The 20,642-nt window shown below is 41.2% G+C and carries 15 protein-coding genes; 6 read left to right on the forward strand and 9 right to left on the reverse strand.

The window, feature by feature from the left end:
• The first annotated feature begins 178 nt into the window (after positions 1-178).
• The 4 genes from E7274_RS03390 to E7274_RS03405 all read left to right on the forward strand — a co-directional run bounded on the left by E7274_RS03390 (position 179) and on the right by E7274_RS03405 (position 3,435).
• Positions 179-889 (forward strand): N-acetylmannosamine-6-phosphate 2-epimerase, encoded by a 711-nt coding sequence (locus tag E7274_RS03390; RefSeq protein WP_304173722.1) that lies wholly within the window; start codon positions 179-181, stop codon positions 887-889.
• On the forward strand, positions 876-2,030 hold the full coding sequence (nagA, locus tag E7274_RS03395; protein WP_304173724.1) for an N-acetylglucosamine-6-phosphate deacetylase: 1,155 nt from the start codon (positions 876-878) through the stop codon (positions 2,028-2,030). Before E7274_RS03390 ends, nagA begins: the two co-directional genes overlap by 14 nt.
• On the forward strand, positions 2,017-2,865 hold the full coding sequence (locus E7274_RS03400; RefSeq protein WP_052169744.1) for a MurR/RpiR family transcriptional regulator: 849 nt from the start codon (positions 2,017-2,019) through the stop codon (positions 2,863-2,865). Before nagA ends, E7274_RS03400 begins: the two co-directional genes overlap by 14 nt.
• Before the next feature lie 72 nt (positions 2,866-2,937).
• Positions 2,938-3,435 (forward strand): hypothetical protein, encoded by a 498-nt coding sequence (locus tag E7274_RS03405; protein ID WP_304173726.1) that lies wholly within the window; start codon positions 2,938-2,940, stop codon positions 3,433-3,435.
• 81 nt (positions 3,436-3,516) lie between these two features.
• On the opposite strand, the gene E7274_RS03410 is transcribed toward E7274_RS03405, so the two are convergent.
• The 5 genes from E7274_RS03410 to E7274_RS03430 all read right to left on the reverse strand — a co-directional run bounded on the left by E7274_RS03410 (position 3,517) and on the right by E7274_RS03430 (position 10,650).
• A complete protein-coding gene (locus E7274_RS03410; RefSeq protein WP_304173728.1) occupies positions 3,517-4,992 on the reverse strand; it encodes a PTS transporter subunit EIIC in 1,476 nt (491 codons plus the stop codon).
• 215 nt (positions 4,993-5,207) lie between these two features.
• Complete coding sequence (locus E7274_RS03415) at positions 5,208-6,029, reverse strand: carbohydrate ABC transporter permease (RefSeq protein WP_304173730.1); 822 nt, start codon at positions 6,027-6,029, stop codon at positions 5,208-5,210.
• 15 nt (positions 6,030-6,044) lie between these two features.
• Positions 6,045-6,935, reverse strand: a complete 891-nt coding sequence (locus E7274_RS03420) for a carbohydrate ABC transporter permease (RefSeq protein WP_090482318.1) — start codon at positions 6,933-6,935, stop codon at positions 6,045-6,047.
• Positions 6,936-7,022: 87 nt separating this feature from the next.
• Positions 7,023-8,342, reverse strand: a complete 1,320-nt coding sequence (locus E7274_RS03425) for an ABC transporter substrate-binding protein (RefSeq protein ID WP_304173732.1) — start codon at positions 8,340-8,342, stop codon at positions 7,023-7,025.
• 94 nt (positions 8,343-8,436) lie between these two features.
• Positions 8,437-10,650 carry an alpha-galactosidase gene (locus E7274_RS03430; RefSeq protein ID WP_304173733.1) on the reverse strand — a complete coding sequence of 738 codons (2,214 nt, stop codon included), beginning with the start codon at positions 10,648-10,650 and terminating at the stop codon, positions 8,437-8,439.
• A 113-nt stretch (positions 10,651-10,763) separates the two neighbouring features.
• Here E7274_RS03430 and E7274_RS03435 point away from each other — a divergent pair, with 113 nt between their 5' ends.
• Positions 10,764-11,591, forward strand: a complete 828-nt coding sequence (locus tag E7274_RS03435; RefSeq protein WP_304173735.1) for an AraC family transcriptional regulator — start codon at positions 10,764-10,766, stop codon at positions 11,589-11,591.
• A gap of 41 nt (positions 11,592-11,632) precedes the next feature.
• On the opposite strand, the gene E7274_RS03440 is transcribed toward E7274_RS03435, so the two are convergent.
• The gene (locus E7274_RS03440) at positions 11,633-13,825 is read right to left on the reverse strand and encodes an LTA synthase family protein (protein WP_304173737.1); all 2,193 of its coding nucleotides are present in this window, start codon (positions 13,823-13,825) and stop codon (positions 11,633-11,635) included.
• Between the two features lie 199 nt (positions 13,826-14,024).
• On the opposite strand from E7274_RS03440, the gene E7274_RS03445 reads away from it, so the two are divergent.
• Positions 14,025-16,574: a hypothetical protein gene (locus E7274_RS03445; protein WP_304173739.1), complete on the forward strand. Its 2,550-nt coding sequence runs from the start codon at positions 14,025-14,027 to the stop codon at positions 16,572-16,574.
• A gap of 57 nt (positions 16,575-16,631) precedes the next feature.
• Here E7274_RS03445 and E7274_RS14405 read toward each other — a convergent pair whose 3' ends face one another.
• The 3 genes from E7274_RS14405 to E7274_RS03455 are packed head-to-tail and all read right to left on the reverse strand — an operon-like array spanning position 16,632 to position 20,642.
• Complete coding sequence (locus E7274_RS14405) at positions 16,632-17,279, reverse strand: lysoplasmalogenase family protein (protein ID WP_442960410.1); 648 nt, start codon at positions 17,277-17,279, stop codon at positions 16,632-16,634.
• Positions 17,280-17,293: 14 nt separating this feature from the next.
• The gene (locus tag E7274_RS03450; protein WP_304173741.1) at positions 17,294-19,417 is read right to left on the reverse strand and encodes a hypothetical protein; all 2,124 of its coding nucleotides are present in this window, start codon (positions 19,415-19,417) and stop codon (positions 17,294-17,296) included.
• Positions 19,418-19,460: 43 nt separating this feature from the next.
• Positions 19,461-20,642 (reverse strand): class B sortase, encoded by a 1,182-nt coding sequence (locus E7274_RS03455; RefSeq protein ID WP_304173742.1) that lies wholly within the window; start codon positions 20,640-20,642, stop codon positions 19,461-19,463.

The raw sequence follows: 20,642 nt of genomic DNA on the forward strand, positions 1-20,642 counted from the left end.
TTGTAAACTCATTATATGGACCGCCAGAGTTTAGCGTCAATTAAACAGAGCACTTCTGAAACGGCTTTCAGGCACATATCCCATATCAGGGTGTGGTGATGTTAGTACTTTCATAAATGGGCTAAATCATTGAGGAATAAAAATATCTTACTTAAAATAGATGCATAAGGAGTTACCTATGAATCATAATTCTCAAATTTTAAATCATATAAAAGGTGGATTGGTGGTTTCCTGCCAAGCCCTTGATAGCGAACCTCTCCATAGTAGTTTCATTATGGGAAGGATGGCGAAGGCGGCTGTAGAAGGCGGCGCAGTTGGAGTCAGAGTAAACGGGCCTGATGACATTGCCGAGATAAAAAAGACTACTGATGTTCCTATTATCGGATTGTGGAAGCGAGAATACGATGATTCAGAAATCTACATCACTCCTACCCTGACAGAAATCGATGCTCTCGCTGAGACTGGGGTGGATATCATTACTACTGACGCCACAGATAGAATCAGGCCAGGTGGCATTACACTAGACAGCTTCTTCAAGGAAGTTCGCGCAAAGTATCCGGATATCCTTTTTATGGCAGATTGCTCTACCTACGAAGAAGGTGTTTATGCCCAGAAGCTTGGGTTCGATATTGTCAGCACTACTCTCGCTGGCTACACCAAAGAAACTGAAGACAGGCAATTACCGGATTTTGACATGCTTGAAAGGCTTGTCGCCACACTCAGTATTCCTGTAATTTGCGAAGGCGGCATTTGGGAGGTAGCTCAGCTTCAAAAGGCCTTTGAGCTTGGATGTCACTGCGCTGTTATTGGCAGCGCAATCACCAGGCCACAGCTGATCACAAAACGATTTACCGATTCAATCAAGGAGATTAAAAATGAAAATAATTAACGGTAGCGTGTTTTTAGAAGATGGAAAATTTGATGAGGTGGACGTTGTTTGTAAGGATGGGTTGATTTCGGATATCGGCCAGGATGTTACTTCATCTAGCGATACAGAAATATTTGATGCCAACGATTGCTATGTTATCCCTGGTTTGTGTGATATACATCTCCATGGATGCATGAGTTTTGATGCTTGTGATGGCACAAAGGAAGCACTTGCTGCTATGGCCAAATACGAGGCAAGCGTAGGCGTCACTTCTATCCTGCCAACAACCATGACATATCCAGAAGAGCTTCTTACTACTATCGCTAAGGCTGTTGCAGACTATCGTAAATACGATAATGACACAGAAGGATTTGCAACCATTCATGGCATCAACATGGAAGGCCCTTTTATTTCACCTGAAAAGAAGGGCGCTCAAAATCCTAAGTATATACAAAACCCAGATTACGATATGTTCCACCGTATAAACGTAGCCAGTGGTAATTCAGTTCGTTTATGCGATATTGCTCCTGAAACAGAGGGTGCTATGGAATTCATTGAAAAGGCAAAGGCCGAAACAAGAATATCCTTGGCTCACACCACTGCTGACTATGACACATGCAAGGCAGCCTTTAACGCTGGTGCAAAGCACCTTACTCACCTCTTCAATGCCATGCCTGCGTTTACACATCGTGCGCCAGGGCCAATCGGAGCTGCTGCAGAAAATGATAATGTCACCCCCGAGCTTATTTGCGATGGAATCCATGTTTATCCTGCTGCAGTAAATATGATGTACAAGGTTTTCGGTGCAGACAGGCTTATCATGATTAGTGATTCTATGCGTGCCACTGGGCTTCCTGATGGAGAATACGAGCTTGGTGGTCAGCCGGTCACAGTAAAGGGCCGCCTGGCAACTCTTCATGATGGCACTATCGCAGGCTCTGCTACTAACCTCTTTGACTGCATGATGACCGCTGTAAAAGAAATGAACATTCCTTTAGCAGACGCTATTTTGTGCGCTTCTAGAAATCCAGCAAAGGCAATTGGCGTGTACGACACAGTTGGTTCCATCACTATTGGCAAGCAGGCTGATTTTGTTATAATTAATAAATCAGATTTTAGTATTAAACAAGTCATTGTAAGAGGTAAATATGTCAACAGTTGATTCAACTAAAGATAAAATACGTGAAGCCTACGATAATTTGACCAAATCAGAGCAGCAAGTTGCAGATTACTTTTTGGAGAACACTGAAATCAGCGATTTTTCATCAAAGCATATCTCCTTGCTGCTATATGTTTCTGAAGCAACTCTTTCTCGTTTTGCCAAGAAATGTGGGTTCAAAGGCTACCGCGAATTTGTTTACATGTACGAGCTTGATTTCAAGGATTACTTCACTGAGAAAGAAGAAAAAGAAATCTCTGATATCACTCGCTCAGTTCGCAAAAACTATAAAGACATTATGGTGAAGGCTTTTGATTTGATTGATGAAGATCAGATGCGCCGGATTGCCACCAAGCTCAGCAACACCGAGTACACTGTCCCAGTGTATGGCATGGGTTCTAGCGGGTATGTTGCCCGCGAATTCCAGCTTCGCTTCATGCGACTGGGTCTAGATGTTATCGCAATTACGGATTCACAGATGATTGCCATGAATGCCTCTTTAGTAAAAAGAGGTTCTTTAGTTTTGGCTTTTTCTATCAGCGGAACTACAAAGGTGGTTATCGATGGTATAAAAAAAGCAAAGCAAAACGGTGCTAGAGTTGTTCTTTTCACAGCTTCAAAAGACAAAAAATTAGCAGAGCTTTGCGATGAAATCGTTGAAGTTGCCTACCTCAAGGAGCTTGAAAAAGGCACCAAGATTTCCCCACAAATATCTCTGCTGATATTAATAGATGTTCTATACTCTTACTATTTTGCTAACGACTCATTCTTCAAAGCTGAAAAATACAAGCGTACTTTATCCGCCTTGGAGATTGAGAAAAATATTTCTCCTTTGTAGATTCAGCAATTGACCACGTAATATTATATGTGTATACTTATCCCTATAAATACATTTAAGGGGATTTTTATCATGAGAAAACATATAATTATTACAACACTTAGCGTTTTAGGATTGTTATTAGGTGGCTGCAGCAACAGTATTACTGATATGCAGAGCCGTGGTTACGATGATGATTCTGTTCTTGCTGACGACAGTTGCAGCTATACCTATGCTGAAAGGCTGGGAAATGTCACTTCTGACTCTGTTGATTTACAATTTAAAGGGTTCACTGGAAACGACTATATTTGGTATTTAACGGCTGATGAAACCAGTGAGTTTTCACTTGACTATTCCTTTGATGTGGAAAAAGGTAATTTTAAAATTATTGAGATAACTCCTGATAAAGAAGTTATTACACTTTGGGAAAACCTCGATGATGCCACAGCAGAAGGAACTTTAAATATCGATGTTGAAGAAGGAACTTCATTAATCAAAATTGTGGGAAAGAAAGCCAAGGGCGATATCCAAATTAACGCCGCTTCAAATCAGGAAGTTCAAATCATAGTTCCTAACGTTCCAGACGTATAAAAAAATATTACAACATAGAAAAAGACCACAGCTTTCGCTGTGGTCTTTTTACATTCTAGAATGGAGTTATGGGAATGTGAATTATAGTAATTTTTTGAATTCGTCATATACGAACTGTACCTGAGTTCCAATGACTACCTGTACTGAGGTTTTGCCTGGTCGAATCATGCCGGCAGCACCAGCAGCTTTTACAGCTTTTTCATCAATCACTGACTGATCCTTTACTTCAAGTCGGAGTCTTGTTGCACAGTAGTCAGCTGATGTGATGTTTTCTTTTCCGCCGAGAGCAGCTAAAACCTTTGAAGCTACTACAGCGTAGTTGTTATCTGAAAGCTTTGCATCTTTATCAATTTCAACATAGTCTTCTTCATCGTCCTCACGACCAGGTGTCTTGAAATCGAAGGCACCAATCATGTAATAGAATACAAGGTAGAATACTACAAATGCTGCGATGCCAAGTGGAATAATCATCCATGTGTTCTGAGCAGCTGGAAGTGATGCTGAGAAGATTAAATCTGTTGCACCTGCTGAGAATGAGAATCCAGCTCTAAATCCTACCAAGCCTGTGATAATTGTAAACACACCATAGAGAAGTGCGTATACTACGTAAAGACCTGGAGCAAGGAACATGAATGCAAACTCGAATGGCTCTGTAACACCGCAAACGAATGCGCAGATTGCTGCAGATGAAAGAATACCGATTGCAATCTTTCTCTTACCTGTCTTTGCGCGTCTAATCATTGCGATTGCAGCACCAGGAATACCAAACATCATACATGGGAAGAAGCCTGACATGTAAAGTCCTAAATCCCATGAAACATCAGCAGATGTCTTGCCTGCCCAGAAGTTTGTTAAATCGCCAAGTCCGATTGTATCGAACCAGAATACATTGTTAAGTGCGTGGTGAAGGCCTGTTGGAATAAGAAGTCTGTTAAGGAATGCGTAGATACCAGCTCCAACGATTCCCATCTTTGAAATTCCAGTGCCGATTGCTACAAGGCCTGTGAAAAGTAATGGCCATACAAAGAGCAATACAGCAGATACACAGATAGAAACCAGACCTGAGATAATTGCTACGCTTCTCTTACCACTAAAGAATGAAAGCCAGTCTGGAAGCTTTGTGCCTTTGAATTTGTTGTAGCACAAAGAACCAATTACACCGGCGAGAATACCAATAAATGGATTTGCAATCTTATCAAATGCAATTGTGCGTGTAGCACTTTCTGCAATTGATGGCATGATTGTTGTAACAAATCCAGTGCCAAGAAGTGTTGTCATGATTAACCATGAAACAAGAGCAGCTACACCACCTGTACCATCATGATCATCTGACATACCAACACCGACGCCTATTACGAAAAGTAGCGCCATGTTGTCAATTAAAGCTGCACCAGCTTTTACCAGGAACAAACCGATAAGCATTTTTGCACCGGTAATGTCTCCTCCTTGCATTGTTGCTGGGCATAAAGCGTATCCGATACCCATTAAAAGACCACATAGAGGTAATACCGCTACTGGTAGCATAAGGGCTTTACCAAGTTTTTGTAAAAACTTCATACATTATCCTCCTTTTTATCCCCTAACTCCCTAATAAGATTCCTTATTAAGTACTAACTAAATTATAGTCATTTCGCAAAATCTGTGTCAACGAAATCGGCACACTCTGAAACCTCTTTCATATTTCTACCACCCCTATCACTTTCCCTGACAGTACTTTCACATAAAAGAAGCCCAAGCAAACGCCTGGGCTTCCTTTAATGTATTGGGTTTTATTAAAGCTTTCCACCTGATGTAGCGATACCTTCGATGAACTGCTTCTGGAAAATGACATAAAGAACAATCATTGGCAAGCATGCGATTAATGCTGCAGCCATAAGTTCTGGATAGTTTGAAGAGAACTGTCCTTGCATCTTTGAAAGTGCGCTAGCAAGGGTTGTCTTGTTAGTGTCTGGGCAAACAATCATTGGCCACATCAAATCCTTGTAAGCAAATACTGCTGTGAAGATTCCTAGGGCTACCATGGCTGATTTTGTAAGAGGCGCCATGATAAAGAGGAATGTTTGACCGATGTTGCAGCCATCCAGTCGTGCTGCTTCCTCCAGTTCCTTTGGCAAGCCCATGTAGGCCTGGCGAAGAAGGAAGGTTCCAAAGGCTGATACCAGACCAGGGAATAAAAGTCCAAGTAAGGAATTGGTCCAGCCAAGTTTGCTTACCATTACATATTGAGGGATGATGAAAATCTGTGATGGAATCATCATCTGGAAAAGAACCAATCCAAACATCAAATCTCTGCCCTTGAACTTAAGTCTGGCAAAAGCGTATCCAGCTAGAGTTGCTGTTAATACTGCGCACAAAACTCTAAGGGCAATCACCATTATTGTGTTGAAATATAGTCGTCCAAAGTTGACATTATGCAAAACCTTTACAAAATTATCTACCCGAAGCTTTGATGGAAATATTACAAATGGATCCATCTGAGTAGATTCGCCTACTGTCTTAAAGGCTGTAAGCACCATCCATGCAAATGGCACCAGCATAATAAACGACATGATTATAAGAATTACATAAATAATTATCTTGTTTTTACGTCCCATTATTCTCACCTCACATTAGTTGTAGTGAACCCATTTCTTTTGACCAACCATCTGTAGCACAGTCAAAAGCATGATTACCACAAGAAGCACTACTACAACTGTTGCTCCATAGCCCTTGTTGCCCTGTGTAAATGAGTATTTATAGAACAAGCTAACAAGTGACTGTGTTTTAAAGAGCGCTGGATTGTTATTGTCGATTACCATGTAGATAACATCGAATACCTGCATAGCCGCAATAACTCTTGTGACCAGTACGAAGAAAATTGTTGGAGAAATAAGTGGAACTGTAAGGCTAAAAAACTGCTGTACTCCATTTGCTCCATCTATAGATGCTGCCTCATAGTAGTCTCTTGGGACTTCCTGCAAGCCTGCCAAAAACAAAACCATATTGTAGCCGATGATTGACCAGATACCGATGATTGCAATTGAATAGATTGCAATGTCCGGGTTTGAAATCCAGTTGGTCTTTCCAGGCAAGATATGATTCAATAGTCCAAATTCAGAATTATATAGCCATCTCCAAACCATAGCGATTGCTGCTGGAGCTGCAACCATTGGTAGGAAAAAGATGGTTCTAAAGACACTACGTCCTTTTATTTTTCCATTTAAAAATACTGCTAATACTAACGAAATTATGATAGAGATTGGTACCTCAACTACTGCATATTTAATTGTGTTCCACAGTGCCTGCCATACTTCAGTATCTGAGAAAACCCTTTGATAATTACCGAGTCCAACAAAGATATTTCCTTTGCCGAAATCTCCAGTTTTGAAAAAGCTCTGATATATAGTTTGAAAAATTGGAATGATGTTTAGGATGATTAAACCAATCATTGTTGGCGCAATGAAAAGCCATCCCCAAATAAATTCGCTTCTTTCGCGCTTTGTAACTCTTTTTTTATCCATAACATTAGTCTCCTGCTTTAAGACAGACAAGGTGCAGTATGGACTACTGCACCTTTATCTGCAATTTAAACAATAATAAAGAAGAAGTTATTCCTCACTGAGGGTCTGATTCATGCTGTCACAAATTTCCTGACAAACTGTTTCTACATCCTTTTCGCCAGTCCAAGCTTCTTTAAGCTTTTCTGTCTGCATATCTTCCCAAACTGTTGTGTACTTTGAATATGGACGGAATACTAAGTCAGCTTCAAGCATATCCATATGTCCGCTTAAGTCGAATACGTCTGTGCAGTTAACCCAAAGGTCTGAGCATCCTTCGTATGCTGACATTGTTACACCAAGCTCTGCCTGCTTCTCCTGCATTTCCTTAGAGCCGAGCCATTCAATAAGAGACCATGCTGCATCTGGATTCTTTGTTGTTGCTGATGCTGCCCAGCCAAGTCCGTTGTAAATAGAAACTCTCTTACCTGTTGTAGCATCCTTTGGAAGAACTGCTACGTCACAGTTTGCTGCTGTGTATTCATTGTCCTTGAAAGCTGATACCATCCAAGAACCCTGTGTTACCATTGCAACCTTTCCTGACTCGAAAAGTACATCTGCGCCTGATTCTGAGATTGTGTTAAGGTCTGGGCAAGAGCCGTCCTGAACCATATCTACAAACATCTGAATTGCCTTGATTGTGTTAGGGTTGTCATAGCCTGAAGACTTCTTGTCGTCGCTGATGATTTCTCCACCCATTGAATATACTGCATTGTAGAATGAGTCCTGGTTGTTTGAAGGTGCAATTGCATATCCCCAGTGCTCATCGTTTGTAAGCTTTGCTGCTGCATCTACGAATGTATCCCATGTCCATGTGTCATCTGGATAGTCAACACCCATCTCATCAAAGATTGTCTTGTTGTACCAAAGTGCGATTGTATCGATATCCTTTGGAACTGCGTACTGCTTACCATCTAACTGATAAAGATCTACGATGCCTTCGTAGTAATTTGCCATGTCGATTGTGTCGCTGGCTTCAATCTTATCTGTCAAATCCATAAGCATGTCATTTTCCATATATTTCTGTGCCTGATTTGAGTGCATCCAGAATACATCTGGAAGCTCACCACCTGAAGCACCAGCCTCAAGTAATGTCCAATAATCATCCCAGCCAACTACCTGGATTGTAGCCTTTACACCTGACTTCTCTGACCACTCATCAATGATTTCCTGCAAACCTGCTCTCTGGTTTTCATCCCAAATAGAAACTGTAAGTTCGCCTTCTACGCTGCCCTTCATTTCTGTGGCTGCTGCAGAATCACCACCATCTGCTGATGCATCTGATGAACCATCCCCAGAGCTACCACATGCCATCATTGACATTGCCATTAATGAAGCAAGCAATAAACTAGTTACCTTCTTTACCTTCATAATAACCTCCCTTTCGGTTTTGCCGATTTTTATTCTAAATTCATATTAGCTTTCTTTGTCATATCTTTATATGGATTAATTATTCCAAAAGATGTCATTTTGTGACTTTCCCTTTTAGGATGTACATATGAGTTGTGTAGTCTCCATCACTCTCATACCAGTTTCTTTCCTTGTTCATAAGGGAAATTCCAGCATTCATTACATAGTCACCATAAATATCATCCTTATCATTTATCGTATATACGATATCTGGATTTAACCCCTGAAGCTTGATTCTCTCAATTCCCCAGTTTGGAATGTTTTCTGTTTTGTGTGTGGTAACGATTGCTGTCTGCTTATCATCTGATACAACCATCCATGCTGAGATATTGTTTTCAAATGGAGACTGGAGACGGTAATAATTACCGTACTGGAACAGCTCACGGTACTCCTTCATAAACTTGATTTGCTCTTTGACACTTTCGAAATCCTCTTCAGATATTTCATTCAAATCAAGCTCATAACCAAATGTGCCATAGTATGCCACATTCGCCCTATCATCTATGGTCATAGCGCGATGTGTCTGCAAATTTGGTGATGCCGATACGTGTGAGCCAACCATAGATACCGGATAGCCGTAGCTGGTGCCATATTGAATCTTCACTCTCTCATGGCCATCTGTGTCATCTGAACACCAAGCCTGTGGCGCATAATAAAGCATGCCTGCATCGAATCTGGCACCACCGCTGGCGCATGATTCAAATAGGATATGTGGGAATGCCTTTCTCAATCTTTCATACAAGCTGTACACGCCCATAATGTATTTGTGATAAACCATGCCCTGCTGATTTTTATCTACATCCTGGCTATAACACTCGGTGATTGAACGGTTCATATCCCACTTGATGTAATCGATGCTGGCGTTTGAAATCACTTCGTAAAGCTGATTGTAGATGTTGTCTACAACCTCTGGCTTTGAGTAATCCAGTACCATCTGATGGCGACCTAATGTGCGTGGTCTGTATGGCGCTGCAAGTACCCAATCAGGATGCTGGCGGTACATATCGGAATCCTCATTTACCATCTCCGGCTCAATCCATAGTCCGAATTTTAATCCAAGTTCATTTATCTTTTTCGATAATCCACTGATGCCATCTGGAAGCTTGTCGGTATTTACGTACCAATCTCCAAGGCCAGCAAAATCGTCATTTCTCTTTCCAAACCAGCCATCATCCAGGACAAAAAGCTCCACTCCTGCTTCTTTTCCTTTGCTGGCAATCTTAAGGATTTTTTCCTCGTCAAAATCCATCTCTGTAGCTTCCCAGTTGTTGAGAAGAATTGGACGTGGCTTGTTTTTATAGGCGCTTCTCACCAGGTTGTTGTTCATCAGCCTGTGGATGTTTTGGCTCAAATCATTGAGCCCGTTTGATGTGTAAGTAATGATGACCTCTGGAGTATTAAACTCTTCCCCAGGCTCAAGTGGCCACTGGAACCACTTTGGATTGATTCCCATATTGAATCTGAGCTTTCCGAAAGTGTCAGCCTGGGCCTTTGCAATATAGTTTCCGCTATAGACTAGATTGAATCCAAAGGCTTCCCCCTGTAACTCATCTGTATTCTTTCTTTTAATAATTACAAATGGATTGTAATTAGCGCTGGAATGGCCACGAAGGCTTTCAATGGCTGTGATACCCGATGAAATATCTCTTTCCTTTGGACTTCGCTCTCTGCCCCATGCTCCTTCAAACTGAAGCCATGTGAACTTGGTATCTGGAAAATCAACATTGCAGCTAAGTGCCTGCTCTATCTTTAACTTTTTGTCGCCTGTATTCTTTAGCTTTGTATGACGGCAGATGGCAGAATAATTCTCCCAAACTGTGTAGCACAAAGTCACTTCCAATCCAGATATCAAATCCCTGCAAACAAGCTCCAAAGAATCTGCTTCTTCATCCTCATTTGTGTAGGTTGCTGGCAGACCTGGAATAGGCGCCTTGCCTTTGTAGATTCTATGAAATTGGTAAGTAAACTTTGTCACTCTAGAACCATTCTCCTGAAGAACTTCGTATGCACTTGAACCAAAATCTCCATCGCCAAATGCTGGGTACTCCAATAGGGCTAATTCCTTGGTGTATTTTTCATCATCCTTTTCGTTACAGCACAGCGGTCTGATGCCATATGACTGATAATCATGAAGCTTTTGATCTGTGCGAATTGGCTTTCCAAAATATAGCTGGCCAATATCTCCATCCTCACAAATTCCAATCACATAACTTAGCGATTTATTAAATATATGAAATTGTTTTTCCTTCTCATTAAAAATTATTCCCATATTTTCTCCTTTGCCCTTCTTTTTTGCTATAATCATTATATTGATTACATAGAACAATTAAGATGTTTCAATTTTTCATGTTCATGTCACTTTGTGACATTTGGGAGAATCGTATGGAAATTAGAGGCGTAGATAAGTGCCGATTTATAGATATTACTACCTCAAATGATTTTTATCTTTTTGAGGTTGGACGATATAAATGCGAGCCAAACTATAATTATGGTCCAATCATCCGCACAAGGACCATCTTTCACTATGTTATTTCCGGTATGGGATATCTGTATATGAATGATAAGAAATATGAGATTCATGCAGGCCAAGGCTTTCTGATTCCGGCCAAGGTGAAGGCTTATTACGAGGCGGATACCGAGAATCCTTGGGAATATACCTGGATACACGTGGACGGCCCTCGAGTTACCGAGCTTTTCAATTCAGCAGGAATTTCCCTAGAGCAACCAATATTTACGCCTAACGGTGATGCCAGTGAAATCGTAGAATATATAAATCGTATATACGATAATTATGACAATGAGTGCTATTGCTACGCCATGGTTTATCAGATGTTCAGCTGCCTCTTAGAGAAGTCCAGCACCAAGACCGAATCCACAGAAGTAGACCCTCGGCTTGCCTATGTAAAAAACGCTATCAGATATATCAGACTGAAATATTCCGAACCAATCAATGTGGAAGACATCGCCAATGCCTGTGGATTAAACAGGAGTTATTTGACCCGAGTGTTCAAACATGCCACCGGTTACACTCCTCAATCCTATCTGGCCACCTATCGCATGAAAAAAGCTTCTGAAATGCTTTTAAAGTCAAATGAAAGCGTCAATACCATTGCTTTTAATGTAGGATACTCCGACTCCTTCACTTTCTCAAAAGCATTCAAAAGATACAGCAATCAATCTCCTAGCGAATATCGAAACAGTCACACATAAAAACAAAGGTCGCAAAGCTTAACGCCTTGCGACCTTTTTTATTACTCATCTGCATCTTCTGATGTTTCAGATTCCTCTAATTCTGCTTCCTCTTCTTCCTCAACATAGTTCGGATCGAATACGGTGTACTCATTTGATTCGCGGAAGATGGTGTTTGAACTACCTACCTGACAAACCTTAATTACATCGCCGTTTTTAACATCAGAAGCCTTTATTGAAAGAACCTGTCCAGATTCGTATTTAGTTGAAACCTGTTCGTCGTTTACGTATACCTTAGACCATTTAGTGAACTCATCACCATAGATATGCAACCTTCCATTGAAGAAGTATGCGCTATCGATTGTGACATCATTTACACCCATGATTAAGTCTGAAGGGCCGTACTCTGTGCCAACCTCGTATGTGTAACGATCTCCGTACATGATATCGTACTGAAGCATACGTAAGTCATTCATGTAATCACTAGTTCCATACTGCTTGCCCTCAGCCATTGCTGTCTGGTGGTAAGCGTTGATGTTTCCGTTGTGAATATTGAGTCTGTTTAAGAACTCTGATACAAGCTGGTATGAAGCAAGGTCCTCATCAACCTTTTCCATACCGAAGTTGTTCCATGTGAAGTACTTTGTCTTGTAAAGATCACCGGTAGCAATCTCATCTTCTGTAAGACCCATAGTTGGAAGATGGTCACCAAACATGATAACAAGTGTATCCTCACCTCTGGCATCAAGTGCTTCTATGTACTGCTTAACAAAATCATCTACGTTGTAGATACGGTTGATGTAGTATTCCCAAGCCCAGTTTTCTTCTTCTGTCTTGCCAACTGCGTTGACCTTGATAGCTGGGTCTTCCTCAACCTGGTAAGTTGGGTAGGCTCCGTGGCCTTCAACTGTGATTGTGTATACGAAATCACTCTCTGGTGTAGAATTCATGGCATCAAGAGTACCATCAATAAGGATGTCGTCTGTAGGCCAGTTACCAAGTGGAGTGTAATCTGTAATATCTAAAAGCTCCTTAGATGTGAATGTATCAAATCCCATCATGGAGAATGCGTTTGCTCTTGAATAGAAGTTACCACCATTGTTGTGTACAACGTGAGTGCTATAGCCATCTTCTGAAAGAACATCAGCGTAGCTCTCAACATCTGTCTCCTTAAGGATGGTCTTCTGTGGGTACTCGCCTGGGCCGAAGAAATTACAGCTAAGACCTGTAAGAACTTCGAACTCGGAGTTACATGTACCGGCACCAACTACAGGTACTATACAGTGGCCTGTAGAATAGTTCTGCTCAAGGTAGTGAATGAAAGGAATTGGATCCTCGCTAGTCTCGATGAAATCCGCCTCTGACACATCATAGAATGACTCGAGCAGGATAACAACGATGTTTGGCTGAGAGTCGTCCTCAGATGGAATCTCAAGTGTGCTTACATAAGCAGAATCTTCATCAACGATGCTTTCGATTTTGCTCTTTGAATAACCAAATGGGCGGTTCATACCACGGTCGAGAACCGAAGTAGAGAAGCCGTATAAGTATCCATAATCTAAATATCCCTGGGCAAGGTTGCCGAAATAGGATGTCATAATTCCTGAGTTTCTAAGAAGCAATGTGGATGGATAAAGGGAAACCCAAAGGGCCACCACAAGTATCAATCTCTGCCAGAATGGCTTGCCGTTCTGCTTTTTCTTGCCTATTTTCAAGTAGATAATCATGATGATTATGTAGATTACCAAGGCTGTGATTGCAAGCATGGCTTCCTGTGCTGAGAAGTAGTTGGAATCCTGCATTGTAAGCAAGTCACTGATCATGTATAAGTCAGTGTAACCAAATGGTGAAACACGGTTCAACAGAATGACGCAGTTTATAATACCAAGGATTATAAAAATCATGCTGATGAATACTCGCCACCAACCACGTCTCTTGCTAAGGAACACAATTGAAAGTGCTACGAATATGCAATATGAATTAAATAGGAAAGGTCCTGTGTGATTAACTACGAAGCCCCATGCTGCTGTAAATGAATGACGTGACATCCACTCCATAACAAATATCAGTATCATGGCCAGTGGAATGTGCATCCAGAATGAGTATTTATCCCACAACATCAACCATGTTTTATGGAACTTGCTTCCTAGATAAGACTGAACAACCTTTGAGTTAGCCATTTTGATAAATGGCTTTTTTATGTTCTTTCCCAGCCATACAAAGCCAGACTTTATTTTTGAAAAAAATCTTTTCATGAATCCTCCGATTAGCACAAATTACATCTAATCTAATTTAATCAAGACAGTATGAAAAAATAGTGATAAAATGTTAAATATTCAGAGCCTATCAAAGAAAAACATTTCTTATTAAAGATAGGACATCTGAATATCTTAAAATCAAAATTCCAACGGATTATAACACTTAAAAGATATTTAATCAAGAAAGCGAGAATATATGAAGTTACAATTCTATAAGAAGGGCATCCCTACAGAAATCCTTAAGCGAGTGGCCATTTTGATGGTTGTTTTCGTGGTTTCGGTGGTGTTTTTCGAGATAGTCACCAATATCAGCGAGCCCCAGGAGGTATCGGCCCAGGCCTCTCCTACACTGCCTACTGTCACCATTGATTATCTTGGTGATGCTTATACCGAGCTGCACGGCTATGTAACAGAGATGGACCCAGCCTACATGCGAGACGCCATCATCCCTTTGGATTCCGAAAGAAACGTGTCTATCACGGTGGATTCCAAGGACTACGATGTGGATGGATTATCATATGAGATACGCTCTTTGGATACCCAGCGAAACATTTCGAATAACGAGCTGGAATTTACATCTAATGATGGCATTCTCACAGCTAGCTTCCAGGCGGAAAACCTGATTGAGAAGAATGAGGAGTATCTTCTTATTCTTACTCTTACAAGCGGCTCAGAGGAAATCTACTACTACACTAGAATCATGCAGCCAGACGGATGTAACGAGGAAGAGATACTTGATTTTGCTCAGTACTTCCACAACACTGCTCTTTCTGAGGATGCAACAGATTTAGCCACATATATTGAGCCTTCATCTTCTGCTTCAGCGGATTTAAACCATGTTACTATCAATTCAAATCTTGCACAGATTTCATACAGCGGATTTGATGGCACACAGGTAGGTGATGTAAACACTGCTCTCACCGATATAAGCAGCAACTATATCAGCCTCACATTCACTTACCTATTGAATAGAGATAACTCTGGTAAATCTGAGTACTACACATGCGTAGAGGATTTCAGAATCCGCTATACCTCCGACAGATTATATCTGCTTTCTTACGACAGAACTATGGAGCAGATTTTGGATGAGGAGTCCGTTTCCTTTAGCCAAAACGTGCTAAACATCGGCATCACTGATCCAGATTTACAGTATATGTCAAACGAAACTGGAACCATTGTTTCATTCGTTCAAAACGGTTCACTTTACGAATACAATCAGACGGACCGCACACTTAAGCAAATTTTCAGCTTTGTGGACGACCCTACTGACAGCCGTTCTATTTATGACCAACACCAGATTCTTCTTTTGAATATCGATGAATCCGGTACTATGGACTATGTTGTTTATGGATACATGAATTCCGGCAGCCACGAAGGCGAATGTGGAATCAATCTTTATCACTATGATGCCATCGAAGATACTTCCACTGAGCAGGTGTTCATCACCTCTACAAGCTCTTACCAGATTTTGAACGCCAACTTCTCGGAGCTTTTGTACGAGACAGCTGACAACCAGTTCTACATCATGGTAAATGGAACTCTTCTATATATGAACTTAAACGAGCTTACCACTAAAGAGCTGATGACAGGCCTTGATGATGCTCAATACGCTGTATCTGCATCCCGCAGATACCTGGCTTGGATGGATCAGGAGGATATGTCAGATTCAATCCACATCATGGATTTGGAGACTGGAAATTCCTACGATATTTCCGCAGGCACAGGACAGCTTTTAAAGCCGCTTGCCTTTTTGGATGACGATTTGATCTATGGTACTTTAAATGAGAACGACATCACTACTGACGGTGCCGGCTCCACTGTTTATCCAATGTACAAACTGACAATCGCTGATATCTCCTCTGGCTCAGGACGTGAGCTGATGACATATCAGAAGAATGGTTACTACATTACAGATGTTTCAATTGAATCCTACACCATTTATCTTGAACGAATTCAGATAGATTCTGAGGGAATTATCACCACCGCTGATGGGGACACCATCAAAAACAGTGCCGGCGAGCAAAACAAAGCGGTTGATGTTAGCACAATATCAGACGATGCAAAGGAACAGGTTGTTGTTCTTACAATGGCCGAGCTGGAGGAAGACGAAAAGCTTGGCAAAGTGGATTACGATGTGCCTGGCCTGGTACTTGCCGATGGCAGCCACTCAATTTCCGTTGCCTCTGCCACAAGCTCTACGCAATACTTTGTATACGTTGGCAGCAAGGTTTCGCTGGCCACTGACGATTTGAATCGTGCCATCACCGAGGCCGATGAAAACATGGGAATCGTGCTTGATAATACGCCTAAATATGTGTGGAAACGAGGCCGCAAGTCATATCAGAATGCAATCACAGGAATCGCCGTTGGTTCCAGTGATTCGGAGGCTTCCGGCAGCGCCAGAGCCCTTTCAGCTATGCTTGTTCAGGCTGGAGAAAATGTGCAGGTGCACACACTGTTAGAATCAGGAGAAACACCTATTTCGGTGCTTTCAAAGACATTGAAGGATTACGACATTCTTGATTTAACAGGATTGTCACTTAGCCAGGTGCTCTACTATGTAAACCTTGGCACACCTGTGTACGCATACACCGGTGATGACACTGCAGTGCTCATCGTAGGATACGATGCAAGCTCTATCATATACTTTGATCCTATGACAAGCCAGAATCAAAAGATGAGTCTCGCTGAGGCCACTACCTACTTCGAGTCCTACGGCAATGTATTCGTGTCATATATACAATAAACTACAAAATTAATGAAGCCAGTATGTTACGGCTACAAGCCTACATACTGGCTTTTATTATAGGCTATATATAAATAACAATATTGCTGTATAATACGTACCCAAATTTATGTAATGCACTATCCGCTTGTTGTCGCGGTTTTTATAATGGTAAAAATACAAAAACAATATTGTGAAGTCACTGAACAGGAAAAGCATTCCGGCTATGCCAAGGATTGGTGTGCCGTTTAAACCGCATTCCAGTGCCTTTAAAGTCATTGTAGATACGAAGTAGCAGTAGATTATGCATGAAACGAAAAGACTGCCCATATGGAGGTGACACCACTTCTGCATGCCAATAAGTATCAGACAAGGAATCACTGGCACGATGTACACAAGCACATTGGTGCCTACCGTGATGCGGCACATGTAATTAAGCAGGCCTACATGGCCCAGCATAAAGGCTATAATGCCTATTTCCATGGCTTGTTTGCGGCTGTAGGTATTGTATAGGCCCATCATCAAATCGCCTATAAAACAGGCTAATAAGGCCCACAGAAGCAAGCCTAGTCTTTCTGAATACCACTGATTGATAAATAGAATAACCAAAAAGGAGATACTACAAATCACCTTTAATGGGACATAGTATCTCCTTGAAAATCTATTATCACATACAGCAAATAATGCAATTATAAGTGCTACATAAATAATAGTTTCTATTATCATATTTTTCACCCGACTTATTCGTCGTCTCTATCACCTGCAAGAATAGCCTCAAGTTTCTTCTGCTTACTGAAAAGAATTGTACCTGCTCCAAGTAAGAAGATTGCTAAGCAAAGTAAATATCTGCTATCGAATCCATCTGCTGTAGTAGGTGTTGTATCTTTTGTGTGCCCAGAAGAGATTGAACCGTCGCTGCTTACCTTGTAAGTAACTGTAGTTGTTGTCTTTCCTGTGATTGTAAGTAATGTCTCTGCCCAGCCGTCTGTGTAATCAAATCTGACTACGTGATCTCCAGCTGAAAGGCTTGAAACATATGATGCTGTAAGAGTAAGGATTGTTGAGCCTGACTCTACAGTAAACTGGTTCTGAGCAAGTGCTACGCCATCAACCTTGATTGCAACAATCTTATCAAGTGGGCCGTCACATGTGATTTTAACTGTGCCTACATTTGATGGTACCTTTTGGTTGGCGCCAGCTGTAACTGAATACTTTGAGTTGCTGGTTGTCTTACCAGAAGCTGTTGTTGCTTTGTACTTGAATGTAACTGTTCTGTCTGCGTTAACTGTGCCTGACTGGTTTTCTGCGCTTACATATTCGTATCCAGAGTATGTCTTTGGATCATAGCTGAATGTGTCGCCCTGAGAGTATGTATCAGTCTGACGTGTCTTTGTCTCAATCTTCTTTGTCATTGTCTGGTCGTAGAATACGTCGTAAACTGTGACCTTAAACTTCTTTGTAGAAGATGAAGATGCTGTGGTCTTCTTATAAGTAAATGTAGCTGTCTGGCTGTTTGAAGCTGTGACAGTGTATGTTGTTGTGCCAAATGCTGTGTAACCATCCACAGTTGGGGCTGAAATCACTTTGCCAGCCGCCTGAGTGTATGATGTGATTGTACGCTCACCGATGTATGTTGTGCCATCATTCTCGTAGAAGTTACCCTTGACTGTTACTGTGTAGGTAGTTGTGCTATCTGAACCTCCGCTGGATGATGCGGTATATACATATGTATATGTGGCATCTGCTGTAACAGTTGTAAATGTTGGGCTTGTTGTAAGGTTATAATCTGTTGAATCGTATGTATAGGTAGATGGTGCGGAATATGTAGGGGTATCTCCGCTTGCATATACAAGTGTATCAGCAGTAACTGTCTTTACTGTTGTACCAGTAGAATCATTCAACTGATAATTAATAGTAATAGCATATACTGTAGCACTACTTTGGAATGTATATGTATATGTAGTAGATGCTGTAGCTGCAGCAAGTGTTGGATCATCATCCTCTACTCGTGTAAATGTGATGCTATTGTAAGTGTATGTGTCATCTGTAATTCCTGATGGCGTTTCACCAGCAGCAACTGATTCTGTGGATACACTCTCGATTGTTGTAAGTGTACTACCATCAGCATTTAAAAGCTTGTAGTCATAAGTAATTGTATAGCTTGTTGTATCATTCTCTTCTGAACTGTCAAATATTACTTGAATGAGGACGCCGCTTGCTAGCAGTGTTTCCATCATACTTCGAAAATATGTTACGGCATAGCTATCTTCGTCTGAGCCTGTCAAATCTATTGTTGTTCCTGTAGCATACCAAGAACTTTGGCTACCAAATGATGTAAGATTATTACCATTTGCAAATATTAATGTTGTAACATCACTATTGCTTAATGCATTGTCATCAACTACTGTTACTGACGATGGAACTGTAAATGATGTAACTCCATCAGGTACACTAATCAACTCTGTCTTGCTGCTATTATTGTAAATAGCTCCATCATCATCTGTATATGTTCCATCTGAATTTGTTGATGCAAGCGATGTGCCAAGAGCAGCTGCTGATAAGCTATATAATTCTAATGAATCAGTGCTGAAGGTCGTGGTTGTTTCGTCTGTGGCTTCCTCTGTTGTTTCCTCTGAAGAATCAACTGCGTCTTCCGATTCTTCAGTCTCCTCGGTCTCTGCCACCTCTTCAACATCTTCTTCAGTTGTATCTGGGTCCTCGTTCAAAACTTCGTCCACGATAGTCGTGTCCCCGTCTGCAATCGAAATTGAGCTGCCAAAGAAGGTCCAGCCCGTCAGAAGAATAGATGCGCTAATTAGAATACATCCTATTTTTTTCAATAATCCCTTGTTCTTTTTCACCATAGCATTCCCATCCCTAAATCCAAGTTTTTAGGCTCTGTTATTTTTATTTGACTCTCTTTGCCACCACAAACATGCGACCGTCTTCGGTGTAACTATTACAAGTACTGAGCGTCAAAATCTTGTCAGTAGAACTTATGTCGATTGTCTCGTCGTATACCGATAAACTTTGGATATTATCTAAAAACTCCTGGAGCTCTGAGCCTGTAACTGCGTCAATGAAATTGTAGTATTTGTAGCTGTCGTCATCATCATAACCCACTGCTGACAGGCCTACACCTACAACTTCGTACTCCTGCTCCTCATATAGAGTTTTAAAGATTATCGTCTTATGCGACTGATAATAATCATAGTCTAAGTATCTCTTTAATCCACCAAACATGGTCCCTGATCTCATGTTGTGACCATAAATGATGGTGTTAGTGGTCGGATTAACTATGTCGCAACGATAATCGACGAATAAAGTACCGGCGGTACTCGTTTCTCCATAGAAATCTCTTCTCAAATAGTATTCAGGGTCGTTTGGAGTTTGACATACTGGATAGTTGATATCCGTGTCAACGACTTCCAGAATCCCTACGAAATCGCTATTTTGCGAGTATAGCTCAGTCATATCTGGAAGAATTTCTCGCTCATCTGCTGCATAATTCTTATCCCAAGGACTTACTATCAAATCCTCAGTGATTTCATTGGCTGCAGCGGAATTGGACGACACATCCCCTCCATTTGAGTCCTCTACAGAATCTATATCGTCATTATCATTATCAATATTAACGTTATTTTGTGAAATATTAGTGTTTTGGGTATTATCTTCTCGATTTTGTATCTCTGCAGCTATTTTCCTGGTCTCATAAACGTCCTTTATTTCTACCCCGGCGTATACTCCAATGAGCACCACAGCCATGGCTACGAATACAAGTCCTAGGCGTCTGGAGCTTTTTGCCTTGGTTGCTGCCTCTTCGATTATCTCTCTATCGTCTAGAAGTCCTGCGGATTTGTTTGCCACAATATCCGCCACGTGTTCTGTGTACTGAGCACCGATTGGACTGTTGAATGTAATGATGCCATCACGAATATCATTATATAGGCGTAGGGCAACCTCTGGATCTTGTATATCAAGCTCCTCATTAATGCACTCTATTTTTTTGACGTCTTCTTGGGCTGCACGATATTCATAGTGAGTTTCAAACTCGAACCCACCAATACTAAACCTTTTCTTGTCTGACAT

The sequence above is a fragment of the Pseudobutyrivibrio ruminis genome (assembly GCF_015057245.1).
GTDB classification, from domain to species: domain Bacteria; phylum Bacillota; class Clostridia; order Lachnospirales; family Lachnospiraceae; genus Pseudobutyrivibrio; species Pseudobutyrivibrio ruminis_E.